Genomic DNA, 20,388 nt, shown 5'->3' with positions numbered 1-20,388 from the left:
CCCCCTTGGTCCTCCCCCAACAATGCGCGACAATGGCGAATATTTCGCGGAGCCCTCCATGACCGATTTCATCCCCGACGCCACCCTCGACGCTACCGGCCTGAACTGCCCGGAACCGGTGATGATGCTGCATCAGCATGTGCGTGACCTGGCCGCCGGCGGCTTGCTGAAAGTGATCGCCACCGACCCCTCGACCCGCCGTGATATCCCAAAGTTCTGCAACTTCCTCGGCCACGAACTGCTCGGCCAGCAGGAAGAGGCCGGCACCTACCTGTACTGGATTCGCAAGAAAGCCGACTGAACCGCGCTGGAACCCCCTGCCCGTAGCGCCTACACTGCGTTCCCCTGACAGGAGAGCGCCATGCTGATAGTTGCCGACGAGAATATCCCGCTGCTCGATGCCTTCTTCCAAGGTTTCGGCGAAATCCGCCGCTACCCTGGCCGAAGCATCGACGCTGCCTGCGTCAAGGATGCCGATGTGCTGCTGGTACGCTCGGTGACCAAGGTCGACCGGCAACTGCTCGAAGGCAGCCAGGTGCGCTTCGTCGGCACCTGCACCATCGGCACCGATCACCTGGACCTCGGCTATTTCGCCGAAGCTGGCATCCACTGGAGCAGCGCGCCGGGCTGCAATGCCCGCGGCGTGGTCGACTATGTGCTCGGCAGCTTGCTGACCCTGGCCGACCTCGACGGCGTGGCGCTGGCTGAGCGCGTGTACGGCGTGGTAGGGGCGGGGGAGGTCGGCGGGCGCCTGGTGCGCGTGTTGCATGGCCTGGGTTGGAAGGTGCTGGTGTGCGACCCGTTGCGCCAAGCCGCCGAAGGCGGTGATTTTGTCGATTTGCCGACCATCCTCGGTCAATGCGACGTGATCAGCGTGCACACGCCGTTGCAGCGAGATGGTGAGCACCCGACCTGGCATCTGCTCGGTGAGCGGCAGCTCGCGGCCCTGCGCCCCGGCGCCTGGTTGATCAATGCCAGCCGTGGGCCGGTGGTCGACAATCAGGCCCTGCGGGAGCTGTTGCTCGACCGCGAAGACGTGCATGCCGTGCTCGACGTGTGGGAGGGCGAGCCGCAGGTGGACCTTCAACTGGCCGACCTGTGTACCTTGGCCACCCCGCACATCGCCGGCTACAGCCTGGATGGCCGGCAGCGCGGTACGGCGCAGATCTACCAGGCCCTGTGCCGTTTCATCGGCCAGGCCGAGCAGGTGCGCCTGGCCGACCTGCTGCCCAAGGCGCCGCTGGCGCAACTGGAGTTCGATGCCAGCGCCGACCCGGCCTGGGTCCTGGCCACGCTGTGCCGTGCGGTGTACGACCCGCGGCGTGACGATGCCGATTTCCGCCGTAGCCTGAGCGAAGACGTGGCGCAGCAGAAGGCGGCCTTCGACCTGCTGCGCAAGCAGTATCCGCAACGCCGCGAGATCGATGGCTTGAAGGTGCGCGTGCAGGGCGAGGCGCCGCAGTTGGCGCAGGTGGTCAGTGCGTTGGGTGCCGAGCAGGTCTGAAAGACGAACCCTGCTCATCCCGCAGGCAAATAAAAACCCGGCGCAAGCGCCGGGTTGCAAGGAATTCTCGACTCAGGCCTTTTTGACTTTCTCGACCCGGCTGTCTTCCAGGGTCTTGCAGGCCTGCTGGATCATCTGCTCGGTGATCGGTACCTCGCGGCCTTCGGCGTCGATGATCGAGCCGCATACGCGAGGCTGCGGTGGGGTCTGGGTCTTGGTGGTATCGCTGCTATGCTGCAAGCTCATTTCCTGTCTCCTCATCAGGTTCAAGCTCAGGGTAACCCTGCGCCGTGACCAGCCTGTGACAACTCCGTCGGCCGTCACGGCAAACACAGTCCAACAGAAAGCGCGACAAAGCTCCATAGCCCCATTAGAACGAAAGGCTATAGACACTGCCGCAGCTCTCCCTCCGACTGCGCGCCGGTCATAGCTGCGACGCCTGCATGCCCGCCAGAGTTCCGTGATGCTTGATGAGTGGTAGGCTGAAGCCTTTCCCGTGCGCAACGAGCAGTCCATGGTCGAACCCGTTTCCCCGCGTCAACGCCGCGCCTTGCAGCTGGCCTGGCGATTCATCCGCCCGTACCGCCGGCAAGCGCTGCTGGCCTTGCTGGCTCTGGTGGTCACCGCCGCCATCACCTTGTCCATGGGCCAGGGCATCCGCCTGCTGGTCGATCAGGGTTTCATGACCCGCTCGGCCCACCAGCTCAACCAGACCATCGGCCTGTTCCTGCTGCTGGTAGTGGCCCTGGCTATCGGCACCTTCAGCCGCTTCTACCTGGTGTCCTGGATTGGCGAGCGCTGCGTGGCCGATATTCGCCGGGCGGTGTTCGATCACCTGATCGGCCTGCACCCTGGTTTTTTCGAAGACAATCGCAGTTCCGAGATCCAGTCGCGGCTGACCGCAGACACGACCTTGCTGCAGTCGGTGATCGGCTCGTCGCTGTCGATGTTCCTGCGCAACGCGCTGATGGTGGTCGGGGGCGTGGTGCTGCTGTTCGTCACCAATCCGAAACTCACCAGTATCGTCGTGGTGGCGCTGCCACTGGTGCTGGCGCCGATCCTGCTGTTCGGGCGGCGGGTGCGCACTCTGTCGCGGCAGAGCCAGGACCGGGTGGCGGACGTGGGCAGCTATGTGGCCGAGACCCTGGGCCAGATCAAGACCGTGCAGGCCTACAACCACCAGGCGCACGACCGGGCGCTGTTCGCCGGCACGGTAGAAGCGGCCTTCGATGTGGCGCGCCGGCGTATTGCCCAGCGGGCCTGGTTGATCACCCTGGTGATCGTGCTGGTACTCGGCGCGGTAGGGGCGATGCTGTGGGTCGGTGGCATGGATGTCATCGCTGGGCGCATCAGCGGCGGTGAGCTGGCGGCGTTCGTGTTCTACAGCCTGATCGTCGGCAGTGCCTTCGGTACCCTCAGCGAGGTGATTGGCGAGTTGCAGCGTGCCGCCGGCGCCGCCGAGCGTATCGGCGAGCTGCTGGCGGCGCGTAGCGCCATCCTGCCGCCGGCTCTGGACAGTACGCCAGCCAGCGGGCGAGCGAGGGGCCATATCGTCTTGCAGGACGTGTGCTTCGCCTACCCGTCGCGGCCCACGGTGGCCGCCATCGACCATTTCGACCTGGTCATCGAGCCCGGCCAGACCTTGGCCCTGGTGGGCCCTTCGGGGGCCGGCAAGTCGACCCTGTTCGACCTGCTGCTGCGCTTCTATGACCCCCAGCAGGGGCGCATCCTGCTCGACGGCCAGCCCATCGCCGACTTGCAGCCCAGCGACCTGCGCGGCCAGTTCGCCCTGGTGGCGCAAAACCCGGCGCTGTTTCGCGGCAGTGTCGAGGCCAACATTCGCTACGGCCGGCCCGAGGCCAGCCAGGCCGAGGTCGAGGCCGCAGCGCGCAGCGCCTACGCCGACGAGTTCATCCAACAGATGCCCCAGGGCTACCAGACCTTGGTGGGCGAGGGTGGCATCGGCCTTTCGGGCGGCCAGCGCCAACGCTTGGCGATTGCCCGGGCGTTGCTGGTGGATGCGCCGATCCTGCTGCTCGACGAGGCCACCAGCGCCCTCGATGCGCAGAGCGAGCACCTGATCCAGCAGGCGTTACCTGGGTTGATGGCCGGACGCACCACACTGGTGATCGCCCACCGGCTGGCCACCGTGCAGCATGCCGACCGGATCGCGGTGATCGACAAGGGACGGGTGGTGGCCGTAGGCAATCACCAGCAGTTGCTCGAACGCAGCCCGCTGTACGCGCGCCTGGCCTCCCTGCAGTTCGCCAGCGGCGCCCCTGTCGCACGGTTGTAACAATTTTGTAGCAATAGCCTGGGAGTATCTGGCTCAGCTGTTGTATGCGTGCTCGACCTGGCTGCTATCGAACGATGGCAGCTTTTTTTTGGCCGGCGAACCAGAGCATGGATGCCTGTCGCGTTGCCTCGACGGCACCGTTTCCACTTCCTGCTTTCCGAGATCCTATGTTGCGTAAATCCCTCAGAGTCCAAATCCTCAGCTTGCTTGGCGGCAGCCTGGTGGCGATGCTGCTGATCGCCCTGGTGTGCTTCCAGTTCCTGTCGTCCAGCGTGCGCGGCTATGCCGAGCTGGTCGATGGGCCGCTGCGCGCCTCGCAACTGATCGACGAAGCCAACCTGCAATTCAAGATCCAGGTACAGGAGTGGAAGAACGTGTTGCTGCGCGGACGCAACCCGGCGGACCTCGACAAGTACTGGCAGCAGTTCGAGGCCCGTGAACAGCAGGTACAGCAATTGCTCGAGCAACTGATCGCCAGCACCGCCAACGGCAAGCTGGCGGCGCCGCTGCGGGAACTGCGCGACAGTCATCGCCAGCTCGGCCAGGCTTATGAAAAAGGCCGTCAAGCGTTCCTGGCGGCCGGTGGCGACCCGGTGGCCGGTGACCTGGCGGTGAAGGGCGTGGACCGTGCCGCCAGCGAGCAGATGAGCGCGCTGGTCGAGCAGTTGCGTGCCGATGCCGGCGAGCGCGCGTCCAGCATCAGTGCCAGCGCCGAGCGCACGGTGTGGCTGGGCCTGCTGGTGATGCTGGGTTCGGCGGTGCTGGTCGGGTTGTTCAGCCTGTGGCTGGTCAACCGCAGCCTGATCGAGCCGATCCGCCAGTTGATCGACTACGTCGCGCAACTGAGCCAGGGCCGCTTTGCCACCCGCGTCGACAGCCGTCGCGAAGATGAACTGGGGCGCCTGGCGCGTGCGGCCAATACCCTGCGCGACTTCCTTGCCGATACGGTCGGCCGGCTCAAGGACAACGCCCAGGAGCTCGAAGGCGCCAGCGGCCAACTGAGCAGCATCGCCAGCGACATGGCACGGGGTACCCAGGACCAGTTCCAGCGGACCGACCAGGTCGCCACCGCCATGCACGAGATGTCGGCCACCGCCCAGGAAGTGGCGCGCCACGCGGCCGAGGCAGCGCGTGCTGCCGACGATGCCGATCAGAGTGCCCAGGCCGGTGAGCAAGTGATGCAACAGACCATCGACATCATCGGTGCGGTCAACCGGGAAATCGCCGGTACCGCGGCGGTGATCCGCGACCTGGAGACCGACAGCACGCGCATCGGCAAGGTACTCGAGGTGATCCGAGGCATTGCCGAACAGACCAACCTGCTGGCGCTCAACGCAGCCATCGAGGCGGCGCGTGCCGATGAGGCCGGGCGCGGTTTCGCAGTGGTCGCCGACGAGGTACGCAGCCTGGCGCAGCGGACCGCAGCGTCGATCGCCGAGATCCACCAGATCATCGATGCGGTGCAGTCTGGCGCGGTGGAGGCGGTGAAGGCTATCGAAAGTGGGCAGCAGCGCAGCGAACAGGGCGCCGAGCAGGTGCAGCATGCCGGTCAGATGCTGCAGCGCATCACCCTGGCGGTGGAGGCGATTCGCGACATGAACCGACAGATCGCTACGGCCGCCGAGGAGCAGACCAGCGTCGCCGAAGACATCTCGCGCAACCTGATCGAAATCACTCGCATCGCCACCGCCAACCAGGAGGCTGTGCAGCACACCGAGCAGGCCGGGCAGCGTTTGCATGGCCTGTCGGGTCAGCTTGGCGAGGTAACGTCGCGCTTGACTGCCTGACGATCCCTGTAGGGGCGGCACAAGGCCGCCCCTACACACCGCCCTGGCGGTTTTCAGGCACGAAAAAGCCCGCGCAAGGCGGGCTTTTTTCAGGATTTTGGTCGGAGAGACAGGATTCGAACCTGCGGCCTTCTCGTCCCGAACGAGACGCGCTACCTGGCTGCGCTACACTCCGATGAACAAAATCCTACTGCATCCCATTTTTGCGCGCAAGCCCTTGTTGTTAAAAGGGCGTTTGCCAAAAAGGGGGGCGCTATCACAGCTCTTTGACGGTACGGATCTGGTCTTTGTTCAGGCGCGTGCGCTTGCCGTCCAGTTGCTCGAATTCATAGAAACCCGAGTCCTCGTCGAAGGAGGGCGTATCCACCGCCTGGATCTCACGACCGTCGTTCAGAGTGATGACGGTCGGCGAGGCGCAGCCGGCGAGGGCGCCGAGGCCCAGGGCGAGCAGGAAGGCGGGAAGGGTCCGTTGAATCATTGTGTTTCTCCAGTACGATGATGCAGATGACAGTAAGACGCAGCGCGTCCACGCAAGTTCCATGCACAGTTGAGCATAGCGCCAATCCGCCAGCATTGACCGGAAACAACGGCGCGGTTGGCCACGGCCCGCTGTGATATAACAGGCGCATCTTCTCCACCTTGCGACGGAACCCATGAAAGCCAAGGCAGATACCCCCTTCGTGGCGCTGAACATTGCCGTGCTCACGGTCAGTGATACCCGCACATTCGAGACCGACACCTCCGGCCAGCTGTTCGTCGACCGCCTGACCGAAGCCGGGCACCAGTTGGCCGCGCGGGTGCTGCTCAAGGATGACTTGTACAAGATCCGCGCACAGGTCGCCACCTGGATCGCCGACGACAGCGTGCAAGTGGTGCTGATCACCGGGGGTACCGGGTTCACCGGTCGCGACAGTACCCCAGAGGCCGTCACCTGCCTGCTGGACAAGCAGGTCGAGGGCTTTGGCGAGCTGTTCCGACAGATCTCCGTGGCCGACATCGGCACCTCCACCGTGCAGTCGCGTGCATTGGCCGGGCTGGCCAATGGCACTCTGGTCTGCTGCCTGCCGGGTTCGACCAACGCCGTGCGCACCGGCTGGGACGGTATCCTCGCCGAGCAGCTCGATGCCCGTCATCGGCCGTGCAACTTCGTCCCCCACCTGAAGCAGGCAGCGGCCTGCGACAGCCGTGGTTGAGGCCATGCAGCCGCGCCCGCTGATGCCCGTCGAAGAGGCCCTGGAGCGCCTGTTGGCGCTGGCCGAATCGGCGCCGATCGACGACACGGAGGTGGTCGACCTGGCCGAGGCCGAAGGCCGCGTGCTGGCCGAGGACCTGATCGCCACGCTCGACCTGCCGCCCTGGCCCAACAGCGCCATGGACGGTTACGCCCTGCGCCTGGCGGACCTTGCCGGTGCGCCGTTGCCGGTGAGCCAGCGTATCTTCGCCGGCCATGCGCCGCAGCCGTTGCAGCCTGGCACCTGCGCTCGGATCTTCACCGGCGCGCCGTTGCCCGAAGGTGCCGACTGCGTCGAGATGCAGGAAAACACCGAGTGCCTGGACGACGGCCGCGTGCGTTTCCTCCAGCCGCTCAAGCGCGACCAGAACGTACGCCCGCAAGGCCAGGAAACCCGCAAGGGCGAGCAGGTGATGGTGGCCGGCACGCGTCTCGGGCCGATCGAACTGGGCCTCGCCGCGACTCTCGGCCACGGCCGGTTGAGCGTCGTGCGGCGGGTGCGCGTGGCGGTGCTGTCCACCGGGGACGAACTGGTCGAGCCTGGCCTGCCGCTGGGGCCTGGGCAGATCTACAACAGCAACCGGCGCCTGCTGGTGAGCTGGCTGCAACGGCTGGGCTGCGACGTGGTCGATGCCGGCATCCTGCCGGACGATCTCGAACTCACCCGCCAGTGCCTTGGCGGCTTGGGCGATGTCGACCTGATCCTGTCCACCGGTGGTGTCTCGGTGGGCGAGGCCGACTATCTCGGCGCAGCCTTGCGTGAAGCGGGTGAGCTGGCATTGTGGAAACTGGCGATCAAGCCCGGCAAGCCGCTGACATTCGGGCACTACCAAGGGGTGCCGGTGATCGGCCTGCCAGGTAATCCGGCGTCGACCCTGGTCACCTTCGGCCTGCTTACGCGACCTTACCTGCTGCGCCGCCAGGGCGTGGCCGAAGTCACGCCACTGCGCTTCGACATGCCGGCGGGCTTCGACTGGCCCAAGGCAGGTACCCGTCGCGAGTACCTGCGTGCACGTATCGACAACGGCCAGGTGCGCATCTACAAGAACCAGAGTTCCGGCGTGCTGCGCAGCGCGGCCTGGGCCGAGGGCTTGGTCGAGGTGCTCGAGGGCAGCACGCCCAAGCCGGGGGATAGCGTGCCGTTCATCCCCTTCAGCGAGCTACTTGGCTGAACGCCCCAGCCAGGCGCCACGTGATTGCGTGGCGCCGGCCGGGGTCGCCTGGGTCAGGCGCATGTGCACGGTTTCCAGTTGCTGGGCGACCACGCTCCAGTCGTGGCGCTGGCGGGCGAAGGCCCGGCCAGCCTCGCTCAGCTGGCTCATGCGCCAAGGTTGATTGAGCAGTTGGGTGATCAACAGCGCCAGTTGCCCACCGTCGTCACTGCCCAGGTAGTGCTCGCCATTGTTCAACGCAAGCCCGGATACGCCCTTGGCGCTGCTGATCACCGGTAGTCCGGCGGCCAAGGCTTCGAGGATCTTGACCTTGGAGCCCCCGGCGTAGCGCAGTGGGGCGAAGAAAATCGCCGCACGCCGTTGCAGTTCGCGCAGGTCGGGGCGGTAGCCCACCCATTCGATGCGGGGGTCGTTCCAGTGGCGCTTCCAGCTGGTGGGCAGGGCATGCCCTGCAATGGCCAGGCGCACCGCCGGGTTGCTCATCCACACCTGCGGCATTACCTCTTCCAGGGCCCATTCGATGGCCTCGAGGTTGGCCGCGCACTCGAAGTCGCCGACGAACAGCAGGCGCTGGCTGTGCATTGCCGGGCGCACGGCCTGGTAGTAGTCGCAATCCACGCCGTTGACCACGACGTTGACCGGGCGTTGGACGATCTGGCTGATCAGTTCGGCATCATGTGCGCTGACTGCCACCACCTCGGTGGGTTGGCGCAATACCCGTTGCTCCCAGCGCCGGTAGCGCCAGCGGTCGAAGGCATTGAGCGGACGCAGCCAAAGCGGCAGGCGGTCGTGGCAGGCCCCGCCCATCACCGATTCCAGGGTGTGCTCGCTCAGCAGGTAGGGCAGGCCGCGGGCCTGCAAGGCTTTTTCGAAGGGTTGGAAGCTGTAGCTGTGCTCGATCTGGATGATGTCCCAGGGTTCGTCCAGCAACTGCTCGAACCGGTGCCGCAGGCACGGCGCCAGGCCATTGATGATGACCCGCATGGGGTAGTCGATGATCGGTGAGGCCAACAGGTTGAGCGGGCTCTGCACCGCCCGCCGGGGCAAGACCACCAGGCGCTCGAGCAACGGCTCCAGGGCTTCGCGGGCGGCATCGCCGAGCGGGACCTTGGCCTGCACCAGCAAGGTGATGCGATGGCCGTGTCGCGCCAGCTCGCGCAGCAGGTGGTATTGCCGGGTCTTGCTGCCGCTGGTGGTCGGCCAGGGCAGATAGGGCAGGGTCCAGAGTATGCGCATGACCCAGAATCCTCGCTGACGGCCACGGATGAAAAAAACGCGCCACGGGGTAGCCAGCCATTGGCCGCTGCCGGGGCGCGTCCTTAGCTAACAGTAAAGCCCACGATGCAGCATTCGCCCAGCGCTCGACACATCATCTGTCGATAGGGTCATGCAGCATTGTGCCTCTGCCCGTGGTCGGAATACGGGTTGAACCCATTTACCGAAGCTTTCAGGGGGTAGCGCGATGCAAGGGCCCAAGACGATGTTGATCCTGCATGGCAAGCAGGCCGCCAACGAGGAAGTGCGCGAGGCGGTCGGCGCCCTGCGCGAGAGTGGCGTGGCCATCGACGTTCGGGTGACCTGGGAGGCTGGAGATGCCCAGCGCCTGGTCGACGAGGCGCTGGCGGCCGGTTATGAGCGAATCGTCGCGGGCGGCGGTGATGGCACCCTGCGCGATGTGGCCGAAGCCATGGGCCTGGCCCGGACCCAGGCCAGCCTGGCCTTGCTGCCGTTGGGCACCGCCAACGATTTTGCCCGTGCCGCGGGCGTGCCGTTGGAGCCTGCCGCGGCCCTGGCGCTGCTGGCCCAGCCGGCACGGGCGGTGGACCTGGGGCAGGTTGGCGAGCAGTTGTTCCTGAACATGGCCACGGGCGGCTTTGGCAGCCAGGTCACGGCCAATACCTCGGAAGACCTGAAAAAGGTGCTGGGCGGCGCCGCCTACCTGTTCACCGGCCTGACCCGCTTCAGCGAGCTGCAGCCAGCGGCGGTGGAGCTTCAAGGTGAGGGCTTCCACTGGCAGGGCCAGTTGCTCGCCCTGGGCATCGGCAATGGCCGCCAGGCCGGCGGTGGGCAGGTGTTGTGCCCGGATGCAGTGGCCGACGACGGCCTGCTGGATATCGCCATCCTGCCCGCGCCCCAGGAGGTGGTGGGCGCCTTGCGCGACCTGCTGGCCGGTGATGGCTTGTTCGTGCGTGCGCGCCTGCCGTGGGTGGAGATCAAGAGTTCGCAGGGCTTGGACATCAATCTCGATGGCGAACCGCTGCAGGCCAACAGCCTGCGCTTCGCGGCGCTGCCCGGAGCGCTGCGGCTGCACCTGCCGGCCGATTCGGCGTTGCTCAGTCGTCCAGGCTGATGATTTTCTCGCGCACGGCGAACAGCACCAGGCCCGCCACGTCGTAGATCTGCAGGCGTTTCATGATCTGCGAGCGGTGGGTCTCCACGGTCTTGATCGACAGCCCCAGGCCGTTGGCGATCTCGCGGGTCGATTTGCCGCGCACGATCAAGCGCAGGATCTCCAGCTGCCGTGCGGTGAGGTTATGTCGGTCGGCGTTGGGCTGCTTGCCCGTCTTGGCACGCATCAGTGCCTGGTTGATCACGGTGTGGGCGATCGCCGGGCTCAAGTAGCGTTCGCCGGCGCGCAGGGCAGTCAGGGCCTGCTCCAGTTCGGTGGCGGTGGTGTCCTTGAGCAGGTAGCCGTGGGCGCCGCTTTCCAGGGCCCGCATGATCAGGTCCGGGTCGGTGTGCATGGACAGGATCAGCACCTTGCAGGCGTTGCCCTCGGCGCGCAGTTGGGTCAGGGCATCCAGGCCGCTGGTCGAGCGCATCGAGATGTCCAGCAGGACGATGTCTGGCGTCAGGCTGTGGACCTGCTCCAGAAGCTGGTCGCCGTCGTCGGCTTCCCCGACCACGGCATAGCCTGGGATGTCGGAGACCAGGGCGCGTACCCCGGCACGTATCAGCGAGTGGTCATCCACCAGCAGCAATCTACAGGTCATCGGAGACAGGGGTCCTGGCGCGTTCGTGGGTGCGGGGTGGCCATGGGAACAGGACATCGATCCGTGTGCCGAGGCCGAGCTGACTGGTGATCTGCAGTTGGCCTTGCAAGGCGGTGGCACGTTCCTGCATGCCGGCCATGCCGCGCTGGCCGGCGGTGGCGGGGTCGGCGGCCGGAATGAAGCCGCGGCCATCGTCCTGGATCAGCAGGGCAAGGCCCGCCGGGCTGCGCTGCAGGCGTATGCTCAGGTTACGTGCCTGGGCATGGCGCAGCACATTGGTCACGGCTTCCTGGGTGATGCGGTAGGCGGCCATCGCCACCTCTTCGGAAATTCCGCCCAGGCGCTGCTGGCACTCCAGGCTCCAGCTCAGGTCGCTGCGGTCCAAGGTGCGCAGCAGGTGCGCGCGCAAGCTCGCTTCCAGCCCCAGGCTCGCCAGCTGGCGAGGATTGAGCAGGGCGGTGACGTCGCGGACGTTGCTCAGGGTGGTTTCCAGGGTACTGCGCAGGGTGTCGCACTGGCCTTGCAGTTCGCTCGGCAGGCGACGTTGCAGCCACTGCAGCTGCAACTTGGCGGCGGTGAGCGATTGGCCGATGTCGTCGTGCAGCTCGCGACTCAGACGCTGGCGCTCGTTTTCCTGAACCTTGAGCATGCGGTCGGCGAGTTCGGCGGGGCGCAGGCTGATCGAGCGCGCCCAGTGGCGCAGGTGCCAGCCTACGCCGAGCATGGCGACCAGTTGCAGTACCACCAGGCTGGCCGGCAGGCGGGAGCCGGCACTGAAGACGGCGAGGTTGGCGGCCAGCGATGCCACGCACAGCACTGTGGTCGTCCAGCGCATCAGCACGGTGCTGGAGCAACGACACGGAGGAATCTTCAAGCGTGGAAACATAGGTTGGGAAGCCACTGAAGTCTTGCTGATGGAGGCCTTGCGCATGTCTAACCAGAGGCTTTGGCGTGGTGCTTTCGAGCAAATCGCGAGTACGCACTAAAGTTGTCTTTACATGCGAGTCAAACGGCTTGGCCGGTGCATATGGTAACACTTCGAGTCGATTTGGTCGCGGCTGGGTGGGAGCTCGAAACGTCTGTATTTACGGGGCGAAAATGCCGTTTGCTGGACGCTATGGGTGGCTAAGTGCTACTACTTGCTCGTCGATCAAGTTCAACTTTTCCGTTTCGGCATATCGCCTGGCGATACAGCTTGTTCAACTTGATCAGCACCCAGGCCATAGGTGCGCATGATTGCGCTTAGTTGCTCTTGGGGTCGCTAATGAGGATGATTGCTTGCGCCGGAGAGCACGCTGGCTGGCAGATGCGGGTGCGAGCAAAGGCTGCCGAGGGTTTTGCACTCCGCGCACACCTGGGGCAGGGGTTGGCCCAGCGCGTTGGCCAGGTCGGACAGCAGAGCGGTCTGTTCGCTCGCATCGAGGTTCAATCGGCCGGTGCGGATGTCTACCAGTTCGAGTTGCCAGGCCAGCAGGGTCAGGCAGGCTTCCACGGCAGGTAGGGCCTCGGAAAGCAGGCGCTGCTGGTGGCATGCAGGGGCAAGCAGCAGTTGCAGGCCGTAAGCGTAGTGGGCGACTTCGACCAGGCCCAGGTCGCTGGCGCGGCGGGCGAGGGTGTCGAGGGCGTTATGCAGGCAATGGCAAGCGTCAGGGTCGTTGTCGATCAGTTCCAGGTGGTGCAGGCATTCCTGGGACTGGGTCAACAGTACCTGTGCGTCCAACAGGAAGTCCTGCAAGGCGCTGCTGTTCGAGGGGTGGCTATCCATCATGAGGCTCCGGCACGGGGGGCAGGAGCGAAGGGTTGCCACGCGAAGACGATTGCTAGCAAAAGCCTGACTCCATTCATGCAATGAGAATGGCGTCACATTAATGGCTAAAGGATATCGCGAACATCAGGTTGCACCCGATTGCGAGTAGGGGTTTCCCTGATGGGCGTCTAGGGTGCGACAAATTGCGACAGCGCCTTGTGAGGGCCTCAAGCCACTGGAATGCTTGAAGTAAAGCATGATGGTAAAGTGATATCAATTAGCTTCGCAGCAATTCTTTCAGGGGGTCAAGCTGGGCGCGAAGCCGCCGATACAGGGCAGATGATTTCACCTTTTTCGACTCAAGCCTGGGGGCTTTCCAATGGCTGGCATTCTCGACACAGTAGACCAACGCACGCAACTGGTAGGTGAGAACCGCCTGGAAATCCTGATGTTCCGCCTGGCGGGTCGCCAGCTGTTCGCGATCAACGTATTCAAGGTCCAGGAAGTACTGCAACTGCCCAAGCTGACCCTGATGCCGCAGCGCCATGCCTATGTCTGTGGCGTGGTCAACCTGCGCGGTCAGACCCTGCCGGTGATCGACCTGTCCCAGGCCATCGGCATGCGCCCGCTGCAACCGGGGCCCGGCAGCACCATCATCGTCGCCGAGTACAATCGCTCGGTGCAAGCCTTCCTGGTCGGTGGCGTCGATCGCATCGTCAACATGAACTGGGATGCCATCATGCCGCCACCGAGCAGTGCCGGGCGCCAGCACTACCTGACCGCCATCACCAAGGTCGACGATCAGTTGGTGGAGGTGATCGACGTGGAGAAGGTCCTGGCCGAGATCGTGCCGTACAACGCACGGGTGTCCAACGACAAGCTGGCCGACCCGGTTCTGGCCCGTGCCCGTGGCCGCGAGGTGCTGCTGGTCGACGATTCCAGCGTGGCGCTGGCGCAATTGCGTGACACGCTCTCGCAGTTGGGGATGAAATTGCACGTGGCCAGCGACGGCCTCAAGGCACTGCGCATGCTCAAGGCCTGGGCCGACGCTGGCGAAGACGTGTGCGAAAAGCTGCTGATGGTGTTCACCGATGCCGAGATGCCGGAGATGGACGGCTACCGTCTGACCACCGAGATCCGCAACGATGCGCGCTTGCGCCGTCTCTATGTAGTGCTGCATACCTCGTTGTCGGGCAGCTTCAACGAGTCGATGGTGAAGAAGGTCGGCTGCGACAACTTCCTCTCCAAGTTCCAGCCCGATCGCCTGGTCGAGGTGGTCAAGCAACGCCTGCAACTGGACGTCGCTGCGGGGTGATCGCCGCGCCTGCCAGGTATAAGCTGGGCACTTTGCGATGGCGCGAGGCAGGTAGGGATGTATCTCAGTGAGTTGTATCGTTATCCGGTGAAGTCGGGGCAGGGGCAAAGCCTGCAGGCGTCGGCGGTGGATTACCTGGGATTGCAGGGTGATCGGCGCTGGATGGTGGTGGAAGCGGAAAACGGCCGTTTCCTCACCCAGCGCGCCTGGCCGCAATTGGGGCGTCTCCAGGCGAGCCATGGCGAGGCTGGGAAGCTATTGCTGCAGGCGCCGGGCCAGGCACTCCTGGAAGTGCCGATACCGGCCGCCGACGACGACCTGCGTGGTGTGACCATCTGGCGTGATACCTTGCGGGTTCCCGATGCTGGCGACGAAGCAGCGGCCTGGCTGAGTGAGCTGCTGGGCAAGCCGGTGCGCCTGGTCCATTGCCCCGAGCCGCGGGCCCGCTACCTGCCCAATGGCTATGGCCTGAATAGCGACCGGGCGGCGTTTCCCGATGGCTTTCCGTTGTTGTTGATCGGCCAGGGCTCGCTGGATGAATTGAACCGGCGCATTGGCCGGCCCATGGAGATGTTGCGCTTCAGGCCGAACCTGGTGGTGCAGGGCGCTGAACCGTTCGCCGAGGATGGCTGGAAACGGATTCGTATCGGCGAGCTCGAGTTTCGCCTGCTCAAGCCCAGTGTGCGCTGCATCCTGACCACGCTGGACCCGGCCACCGGCGAGCGTAGCCCGGACCGTGAGCCGTTGACCACGCTCAAGACCTTCCGCGAGAAGGAGGGCGATGTGCTGTTCGGCCAGAACCTGGCAGTGGATGGCCGGGGCGTGCTCGAGCTGGGAATGAGCGTGGAAGTGCTGGAATAGGGCGGTGTTGGCGCATCGGTGAATCCACTGCCACCTGTGTAGGAGCGGCCTTGTGCCGCGATGGGCTGCGAAGCGGCCCCTTGGATCTATGCCGTAAGCCTAAATCGTCGGGGCCGCTGCGCAGCCCATCGCGGCACGAGGCCGCTCCTACAGTGATCGCGTTTCGCCAGTGAGCGCGACAGTGGACCTGCGTGGGTTCACATATCGTCGAAATACCGTTCGTGCCAATCCACCAGCGGCTGCGGTGAATTGAGCTTCTGGCCGTAGATGACCGAGTAGGACAGCACGTTCTGCACATACTGGCGTGTCTCGTCGAATGGAATCGACTCGACCCACACGTCGAAGCTCAGGTGCTTGGCTCCCTTGAGCCATTGGCGCACGCGCCCGGGGCCGGCGTTGTAGGCCGCCGAGGCCAGGACCCGGTTGCCGTTGAACTGGCTGTGCACCTGGCTCAGGTAGGCCGCGCCGAGCTGGATGTTCTTGTCCGGGTTGAGCACCTGCGCAGGCGAGGCCAGCGGAATGCTGAACTTGCGTGCGGTCTCCTTGGCGGTGGCCGGCATCAGCTGCATCAGGCCGCTGGCGCCGACGGGGGAGCGGGCGTCCTCCATGAAGGCGCTCTCCTGTCGGGTGATGGCGAACACCCAGCTCGAGTGCAGCCCGCGGACCTTGGCTTCGCGCACCAGGGTGTCGCGGTGGGCCATCGGGAAACGGATATCCAGGTCGTCCCAGTACTTGGCCTGGCTGATGGTGCGGATGGCCGGGAAGTACCAGCGCAGGTCGTAGGCCATGCGGGCCTGGGCGACCATCTCGTCACGCGTGAAGTGCCGGCTGACGTGGTACCACTCGCGGCGGCCCTCGACGATCTGGCCGCGGGCGTGGAATTCCAGGGCGCGCTGGATGCCCGGGGTGTTGCGCACCTTGTTGACCAGTTGCGGGCTCAGCACCAGAGGACGGTTGTTCAACTGGTAGGGCGTCTGCGCCCGATCGGCGGCGAGGAAACCGTAGAAGTCGCGCTCACGGGCAACGGTCTTGTACAGCAGCGGGATCTGCGGGTTGTTCGGCTGGGCCAGCTCCAGGCTGCGTGCCTGCCAGTATTGCCAGCGGCTGCTGCTGGCCAGTTCCTGTGGCAGGCGCTTGGTCAGCTCGTAGGCCTCTTCCCAGCGGCCCAGGCGCAGCAGCAGGCGCAGGCGCCACTCGCTGACGGTGTTGTCGCGCAGCTCCGGGTCGTAGCGGGTCATCAGGTCGAGTGCGCGCGGATCGTAGCGGCGGGCCAGGGTCAGGCCGATTTCGCGGGCGATGGCGACTTTCTCGTCACGCGAGAAGTGCATGCGCTGGGCGTAGTCGTCGAGCAGCCCCATGGCCCCGTCCGGGTCCTGGCGGGCCAGGCGGCGCAAGCCGAGGCTGACCACGTCGGACATCGCCTCGTTGGCCGGGGCGAACCGCGACGGCTGGTTGAGCAGCTCGGGTTTCTGCGCCACATCGACCAGCAGCTTGCCTTGCGCACCGAGGGTGGGCAGCGTCTTGACCAGGCTGTTGGCCAGGCTGTAGTTGCGCGCCTGGGCCGCCAGCTTGGCGCGTTGCCAGCGCTTGGCTTCGGTGAGCTGGCCCTCCGCGGCCCACATGCCGAACAAGGTGTCGCAGGTGGCCGGTTGCGACTTGCCGACGTTCCAGGCCTTTTCCGCGGTGGCGAAGCCTTCGGCGCGCAGGCCGTGGCTCAGCTGGTATTGGCCGTTCAGGCAGTCGAGTTCGGTGAAATTGAGCTTGGGGTCGTAGTAGCGGCTGAAGGTGTCCCACTCGCCACGCTCGGCCAGCCAGCGCAACCAGCGCAGTTTCATCCAGTTGGCCTGGGGCAGGTCGCCATGCTTGGCGAGGAAGCCTTCGATCTCTTCGTTGCTGGCGCTTTTCAGGCGCGCGGTCAATTCGTCGTAGGCCAGGTACGGAGTGAGCGGGTAGTCGCGCAGTGCCTGGGCATAACGCAGGTAGGGACCTTTGTCGCCCTTGGCCAGGGCGCGCTTGGCCTCGTCGTAGAATTGGCGTTGCTGGGCAAGGTCGGTGGCCTGCGCCGCGCTCGCGGTGGCGGCGGTGAGCAGCAGGCATGAAGCAATCTGTAACAGGCGGCTGCGCATGATACGTCCGGGCAGTTGAACCATGGGGAAGTGACGGCGGAGCCAGCACTGTTCGAAGCTATTGGGCTTAGCTTAGCCGTTTGCCGGTAGTGGGTGAAAGCACTGTGCTTGTATCAAGGCATTTACCGCGACCGGGCGTCGTAAAGCCTTGTATCACCAGACCGGCTGATGCCGTGCAGGCCCAAGTCAGGTAGAATGCGCGCCCGCTTTCTGGAGACGAACATGACCCTGCTCAAATTCAGCGATGTGTCCCTCGCATTCGGCGCCATGCCGCTGCTGGACAAAGTGTCCTGGCAGATCGCCCGTGGCGAGCGGGTGTGCATCATCGGCCGCAACGGTACTGGCAAGTCGAGCATGCTGCGCCTGGTCAAGGGCGAGCAAAAGGGCGACGACGGCGAGATCTGGCGCGCACCTGGCCTGAAGATCGGCGAGCTGCCGCAGGAACTGCCGGTGGCCGACGAGCGGACTGTGTTCGACGTGGTGGCCGCCGGCCTCGATGGTGTTGGCGAGTTGCTGGCGCAGTTCCACCACCTCAGCCAGAACATCCAGGGCGATGACGACCTGGAACAGCTGATGCACGTCCAGCATGAGCTCGAAGCGCGTGACGGCTGGCGCCTGCAGCAAGTGGTCGAAAGCACCCTGAGCCGCCTGCAACTGCCGGCCGACAAGACCCTGGCGGAGCTCTCCGGCGGTTGGCGCCGTCGCGTGCTGCTGGCCCAGGCACTGGTGTCGGAGCCCGATCTGCTGCTGCTCGACGAGCCTACCAACCACCTGGACATCGGTGCCATCGCCTGGCTCGAAGAGGCCCTGCGTGGCTTCGGCGGCGCGGTGCTGTTCATCACCCACGACCGTTCGTTCCTGCAGAACCTGGCCACCCGCATCCTCGAACTCGACCGCGGCGGTCTGATCGACTGGAACGGCGACTACGCCAGCTTCCTGGTGCACAAGGAAGCCGCGCTGGCCGCCGAGGAAACCGCCAACGCGCTGTTCGACAAGCGCCTGGCCCAGGAGGAGGTGTGGATTCGCCAAGGCATCAAGGCCCGTCGTACCCGCAACGAAGGCCGCGTGCGTGCGCTCAAGGCGCTGCGGGTCGAGCGCAGCGAGCGGCGTGAACGCCAGGGCAAGGCCAACATCCAGATCGAAGCCGCGGAGAAATCCGGCAAGCAGGTCATGGTGCTGGAGAACGTCAGCTTCGCCCACGCCGATGGCCCGATGCTGGTGAAGGATTTCTCCATGGTCCTGCAGCGCCAGGATCGTATCGGCCTGCTGGGCGCCAACGGTACCGGCAAGACCACGCTGCTCAAGCTGATGCTGGGCGACCTGGAACCTACGTCGGGCAAGGTCGAGCGCGGCACCAAGCTGGAAGTTGCCTACTTCGACCAGATGCGCCACCAGCTGGACCTGGAAAAGACCGTGATAGACAACCTGGCCGAAGGCCGGGACTTCATCGAGATCGATGGCCAGAACCGCCATGTGCTGAGCTACCTGGGCGACTTCCTGTTCAGCCCGCAGCGTGCCCGTACGCCGGTCAAGGCCCTGTCCGGTGGCGAGCGTGCGCGTCTGCTGCTGGCCAAGCTGTTCAGCAAACCGGCCAACCTGCTGGTGCTCGACGAACCGACCAACGACCTGGACGTCGAGACCCTCGAGCTGCTCGAGGAAGTGCTGTCCAACTACAAGGGCACGGTGCTGATGGTCAGCCACGACCGGGCCTTCCTCGACAACGTGGTCACCAGTACCCTGGTCTTCGAAGGGCAGGGCAAGGTGCGCGAGTACGTCGGGGGCTACGAGGACTGGATCCGCCAGGGCGGCTCGCCGAAGCTGCTGGGCGTGACCGAGAGCAAGGGTGGCAAGTCCGAGCTCAACAGCGCGGTGGTGGAGAAGCCGGCGGTCGAGGTGGCGCCCGCGCCGGTTGTTGCGGCGGCCGATGCTTCGAAGAAGAAATTGAGCTACAAGCTGCAGCGTGAGCTGGAGATGTTGCCGGGGCAGATCGACGAACTGGAGCAGCGCATGGCCGAGGCGCAGGAAGAGGTCAACGCCGCAGGTTTCTATCAGCGCCCGATCGCCGAGACCTCGGCAGTGCTGGCGAAGATCGAGAAGCTGCAGGGCGAGCTGGATGTGCTGGTGGAGCGTTGGGCTGAGCTGGAAGGCTGAGTCCCATGTGCTGGCCTCTTCGCGCCGAACCGCCGCGAAGAGGACTGCACAGGTTGCATCACTCCTTCTTCAGCAACCGCACCGCCAACACATCGCACGGCGCGCCGTGCAGTACATCGTTGGCCGTGGACCCCAGCAGCAGGGCCAGGCCATGTCGGCCATGGCTGCCGACCACGATCAGGTCGCAGTTCTGGTCCTTGGCCAGTTGGTGGATTTCCTGGCGCGGCTGTCCATAGGTCAGGTGCGAGTCACCACGCTTGATGTCAGGGTATTTGTTGAACAGGCGGTCCATGCGCTCCTTGGCCTGGTCGAACTGCTGCTGCTGCAGTTGCGACAGGTCCATCGGCACGTCCCCACCGAAAGCCATGGCCATCGGTTCGACGATATGCACCAGCGAGACCTTGGCACCCGTGGGTTCGGCCAGCTTCATGGCGCGCTTGATCACCGGGTCGCATTCTTCGGTGAGGTCGACGGCGACCAGCAAATGTTCGTAGGACATGAGCATCACTCCTGACAATCGCGATAGTAGAAGTATGGTCGCTTTATGGCAGGTCTTCCGTGAAAGATGAGTAACCCGCTCATTTGCAACGCTTTATGGAATCTACAGATATGACGGTATGGCTGGTTGTGTCAATCCTTGCGCTGATTCTCAGCCCGCTTTCGTGGTTGCGCTTGTCGCGCAAGCAGGGTGAGCAGATGAGCTTGCGCCTGGAGGCACGGCGCATGGGCCTGGCCATGCAGTTGGCGCCCCAGCAGTGGCCGCACTGGCTTGAGCGCGAGCCACCGAGCCCTTGCCCGCAGTACCATCGGGCGCGGCGTCGGGGCCATGAGGACAGCTGGTGTTACTGGCAGGTGAGCCCAGGGGTGTGGTGGAACCAGTGGCGGGAAGTGTGCGAGGACGCGCGCCTGGCCGAGGTGTTCGCGCGCCTGCCCGAGACCGTCTACAAGGTCGAGGCCGACAAGCGCATGATTGCCCTGTACTGGAGCGAGCGCGGCGAGAAATCTGTGTTGCAGGATATTGCCCACGCCTTCGAAACCCTCGCATAAAAAATGCGAAGGTGGGCGAACCACCTCCGCATCTACCTCGATAAGGCCAGGCAGGCCGGACAAGCTCCCTCACTATAGCCGGTAATTTCCTATCGGCACCATCGATTGTTGTCACCGCTCCCAACCAAATTCAGCGCAATCGCCCGCATGAATGTCCA

Annotated in this window: 18 protein-coding genes, 1 tRNA gene and 1 pseudogene; 11 read left to right on the top strand and 9 right to left on the bottom strand. The window is 64.8% G+C overall.

Annotated features, from left to right (window positions below; genetic code table 11):
• The first annotated feature begins 58 nt into the window (after positions 1-58).
• Entirely contained in the window at positions 59-301 is a 243-nt protein-coding gene (tusA, locus tag IAE37_RS05605; RefSeq protein ID WP_201170627.1) for a sulfurtransferase TusA, read from the top strand.
• Between the two features lie 60 nt (positions 302-361).
• Positions 362-1,504 (top strand): 4-phosphoerythronate dehydrogenase PdxB, encoded by a 1,143-nt coding sequence (gene pdxB / locus IAE37_RS05600; RefSeq protein ID WP_201170624.1) that lies wholly within the window; start codon positions 362-364, stop codon positions 1,502-1,504.
• A 72-nt stretch (positions 1,505-1,576) separates the two neighbouring features.
• On the opposite strand, the gene IAE37_RS05595 is transcribed toward pdxB, so the two are convergent.
• Positions 1,577-1,750 carry a PA1571 family protein gene (locus IAE37_RS05595; RefSeq protein WP_201170614.1) on the bottom strand — a complete coding sequence of 58 codons (174 nt, stop codon included), beginning with the start codon at positions 1,748-1,750 and terminating at the stop codon, positions 1,577-1,579.
• Between the two features lie 268 nt (positions 1,751-2,018).
• Here IAE37_RS05595 and IAE37_RS05590 point away from each other — a divergent pair, with 268 nt between their 5' ends.
• Together IAE37_RS05590 and IAE37_RS05585 are read left to right on the top strand one after the other, a co-directional pair.
• A complete protein-coding gene (locus IAE37_RS05590) occupies positions 2,019-3,800 on the top strand; it encodes an ABC transporter transmembrane domain-containing protein (protein ID WP_201170612.1) in 1,782 nt (593 codons plus the stop codon).
• Between the two features lie 512 nt (positions 3,801-4,312).
• Positions 4,313-5,587: pseudogene (locus tag IAE37_RS05585) on the top strand (methyl-accepting chemotaxis protein); the annotation flags it as partial.
• A gap of 98 nt (positions 5,588-5,685) precedes the next feature.
• Here the strand turns inward: IAE37_RS05585 and IAE37_RS05580 are convergent.
• Positions 5,686-5,762, bottom strand: a tRNA-Pro gene (locus IAE37_RS05580).
• 81 nt (positions 5,763-5,843) lie between these two features.
• Positions 5,844-6,065 (bottom strand): YgdI/YgdR family lipoprotein, encoded by a 222-nt coding sequence (locus tag IAE37_RS05575; protein WP_027596642.1) that lies wholly within the window; start codon positions 6,063-6,065, stop codon positions 5,844-5,846.
• Positions 6,066-6,240: 175 nt separating this feature from the next.
• Between IAE37_RS05575 and moaB the strand changes: the two genes are divergently transcribed.
• Positions 6,241-6,780 (top strand): molybdenum cofactor biosynthesis protein B, encoded by a 540-nt coding sequence (moaB, locus tag IAE37_RS05570; RefSeq protein ID WP_201170599.1) that lies wholly within the window; start codon positions 6,241-6,243, stop codon positions 6,778-6,780.
• Positions 6,781-6,784: 4 nt separating this feature from the next.
• The gene (locus IAE37_RS05565; RefSeq protein WP_201170587.1) at positions 6,785-7,990 is read left to right on the top strand and encodes a molybdopterin molybdotransferase MoeA; all 1,206 of its coding nucleotides are present in this window, start codon (positions 6,785-6,787) and stop codon (positions 7,988-7,990) included.
• On the opposite strand, the gene IAE37_RS05560 is transcribed toward IAE37_RS05565, so the two are convergent.
• On the bottom strand, positions 7,979-9,226 hold the full coding sequence (locus IAE37_RS05560; protein WP_201170584.1) for a glycosyltransferase family 4 protein: 1,248 nt from the start codon (positions 9,224-9,226) through the stop codon (positions 7,979-7,981). The genes IAE37_RS05565 and IAE37_RS05560 overlap by 12 nt on opposite strands.
• 226 nt (positions 9,227-9,452) lie before the next feature.
• Between IAE37_RS05560 and yegS the strand changes: the two genes are divergently transcribed.
• A complete protein-coding gene (gene yegS, locus IAE37_RS05555) occupies positions 9,453-10,340 on the top strand; it encodes a lipid kinase YegS (protein ID WP_201170581.1) in 888 nt (295 codons plus the stop codon).
• Here the strand turns inward: yegS and IAE37_RS05550 are convergent.
• From IAE37_RS05550 to IAE37_RS05540, 3 genes are all read right to left on the bottom strand, one after another.
• Complete coding sequence (locus tag IAE37_RS05550; RefSeq protein ID WP_201170573.1) at positions 10,324-10,983, bottom strand: response regulator; 660 nt, start codon at positions 10,981-10,983, stop codon at positions 10,324-10,326. The genes yegS and IAE37_RS05550 overlap by 17 nt on opposite strands.
• Positions 10,973-11,869, bottom strand: a complete 897-nt coding sequence (locus tag IAE37_RS05545; RefSeq protein ID WP_201170570.1) for a sensor histidine kinase — start codon at positions 11,867-11,869, stop codon at positions 10,973-10,975. The genes IAE37_RS05550 and IAE37_RS05545 overlap by 11 nt, the downstream gene beginning before the upstream one ends.
• A gap of 375 nt (positions 11,870-12,244) precedes the next feature.
• Positions 12,245-12,748, bottom strand: a complete 504-nt coding sequence (locus IAE37_RS05540; protein WP_236409798.1) for a histidine kinase — start codon at positions 12,746-12,748, stop codon at positions 12,245-12,247.
• Between the two features lie 361 nt (positions 12,749-13,109).
• Here IAE37_RS05540 and IAE37_RS05535 point away from each other — a divergent pair, with 361 nt between their 5' ends.
• Together IAE37_RS05535 and IAE37_RS05530 are read left to right on the top strand one after the other, a co-directional pair.
• A complete protein-coding gene (locus IAE37_RS05535; protein ID WP_201170563.1) occupies positions 13,110-14,045 on the top strand; it encodes a chemotaxis protein CheV in 936 nt (311 codons plus the stop codon).
• 57 nt (positions 14,046-14,102) lie between these two features.
• Positions 14,103-14,906 carry an MOSC domain-containing protein gene (locus tag IAE37_RS05530; RefSeq protein ID WP_201170560.1) on the top strand — a complete coding sequence of 268 codons (804 nt, stop codon included), beginning with the start codon at positions 14,103-14,105 and terminating at the stop codon, positions 14,904-14,906.
• Between the two features lie 197 nt (positions 14,907-15,103).
• Here IAE37_RS05530 and IAE37_RS05525 read toward each other — a convergent pair whose 3' ends face one another.
• The gene (locus IAE37_RS05525) at positions 15,104-17,032 is read right to left on the bottom strand and encodes a transglycosylase SLT domain-containing protein (RefSeq protein ID WP_201170557.1); all 1,929 of its coding nucleotides are present in this window, start codon (positions 17,030-17,032) and stop codon (positions 15,104-15,106) included.
• A gap of 222 nt (positions 17,033-17,254) precedes the next feature.
• On the opposite strand from IAE37_RS05525, the gene IAE37_RS05520 reads away from it, so the two are divergent.
• Positions 17,255-19,183, top strand: a complete 1,929-nt coding sequence (locus IAE37_RS05520) for an ATP-binding cassette domain-containing protein (protein ID WP_201170537.1) — start codon at positions 17,255-17,257, stop codon at positions 19,181-19,183.
• 58 nt (positions 19,184-19,241) lie between these two features.
• Here IAE37_RS05520 and IAE37_RS05515 read toward each other — a convergent pair whose 3' ends face one another.
• Entirely contained in the window at positions 19,242-19,682 is a 441-nt protein-coding gene (locus IAE37_RS05515) for a universal stress protein (RefSeq protein ID WP_201170526.1), read from the bottom strand.
• 110 nt (positions 19,683-19,792) lie between these two features.
• On the opposite strand from IAE37_RS05515, the gene IAE37_RS05510 reads away from it, so the two are divergent.
• Positions 19,793-20,230, top strand: a complete 438-nt coding sequence (locus IAE37_RS05510) for a hypothetical protein (RefSeq protein ID WP_201170524.1) — start codon at positions 19,793-19,795, stop codon at positions 20,228-20,230.
• Positions 20,231-20,388: the final 158 nt, after the last annotated feature.

Source organism: Pseudomonas sp. S31 (assembly GCF_016648105.1).
Taxonomy (GTDB): Bacteria; Pseudomonadota; Gammaproteobacteria; order Pseudomonadales; family Pseudomonadaceae; genus Aquipseudomonas.
This window is presented reverse-complemented; position numbering and strand designations above follow the sequence as displayed.

What these genes read in the sequence shown, in the direction of transcription:
- IAE37_RS05560 (WP_201170584.1), bottom strand. Translation starts at nt 9,226, where the DNA reads ATGCGCATACTCTGGACCCTGCCCTATCTGCCCTGGCCGACCACCAGC.
- pdxB (WP_201170624.1), top strand. Translation starts at nt 362, where the DNA reads ATGCTGATAGTTGCCGACGAGAATATCCCGCTGCTCGATGCCTTCTTC.
- IAE37_RS05550 (WP_201170573.1), bottom strand. Translation starts at nt 10,983, where the DNA reads ATGACCTGTAGATTGCTGCTGGTGGATGACCACTCGCTGATACGTGCC.
- IAE37_RS05530 (WP_201170560.1), top strand. Translation starts at nt 14,103, where the DNA reads ATGTATCTCAGTGAGTTGTATCGTTATCCGGTGAAGTCGGGGCAGGGG.
- IAE37_RS05525 (WP_201170557.1), bottom strand. Translation starts at nt 17,032, where the DNA reads ATGCGCAGCCGCCTGTTACAGATTGCTTCATGCCTGCTGCTCACCGCC.
- IAE37_RS05595 (WP_201170614.1), bottom strand. Translation starts at nt 1,750, where the DNA reads ATGAGCTTGCAGCATAGCAGCGATACCACCAAGACCCAGACCCCACCG.
- IAE37_RS05515 (WP_201170526.1), bottom strand. Translation starts at nt 19,682, where the DNA reads ATGTCCTACGAACATTTGCTGGTCGCCGTCGACCTCACCGAAGAATGC.
- IAE37_RS05565 (WP_201170587.1), top strand. Translation starts at nt 6,785, where the DNA reads ATGCAGCCGCGCCCGCTGATGCCCGTCGAAGAGGCCCTGGAGCGCCTG.
- IAE37_RS05520 (WP_201170537.1), top strand. Translation starts at nt 17,255, where the DNA reads ATGACCCTGCTCAAATTCAGCGATGTGTCCCTCGCATTCGGCGCCATG.
- IAE37_RS05575 (WP_027596642.1), bottom strand. Translation starts at nt 6,065, where the DNA reads ATGATTCAACGGACCCTTCCCGCCTTCCTGCTCGCCCTGGGCCTCGGC.
- IAE37_RS05510 (WP_201170524.1), top strand. Translation starts at nt 19,793, where the DNA reads ATGACGGTATGGCTGGTTGTGTCAATCCTTGCGCTGATTCTCAGCCCG.
- IAE37_RS05540 (WP_236409798.1), bottom strand. Translation starts at nt 12,748, where the DNA reads ATGGATAGCCACCCCTCGAACAGCAGCGCCTTGCAGGACTTCCTGTTG.
- moaB (WP_201170599.1), top strand. Translation starts at nt 6,241, where the DNA reads ATGAAAGCCAAGGCAGATACCCCCTTCGTGGCGCTGAACATTGCCGTG.
- yegS (WP_201170581.1), top strand. Translation starts at nt 9,453, where the DNA reads ATGCAAGGGCCCAAGACGATGTTGATCCTGCATGGCAAGCAGGCCGCC.
- IAE37_RS05590 (WP_201170612.1), top strand. Translation starts at nt 2,019, where the DNA reads ATGGTCGAACCCGTTTCCCCGCGTCAACGCCGCGCCTTGCAGCTGGCC.
- IAE37_RS05535 (WP_201170563.1), top strand. Translation starts at nt 13,110, where the DNA reads ATGGCTGGCATTCTCGACACAGTAGACCAACGCACGCAACTGGTAGGT.
- IAE37_RS05545 (WP_201170570.1), bottom strand. Translation starts at nt 11,869, where the DNA reads ATGTTTCCACGCTTGAAGATTCCTCCGTGTCGTTGCTCCAGCACCGTG.
- tusA (WP_201170627.1), top strand. Translation starts at nt 59, where the DNA reads ATGACCGATTTCATCCCCGACGCCACCCTCGACGCTACCGGCCTGAAC.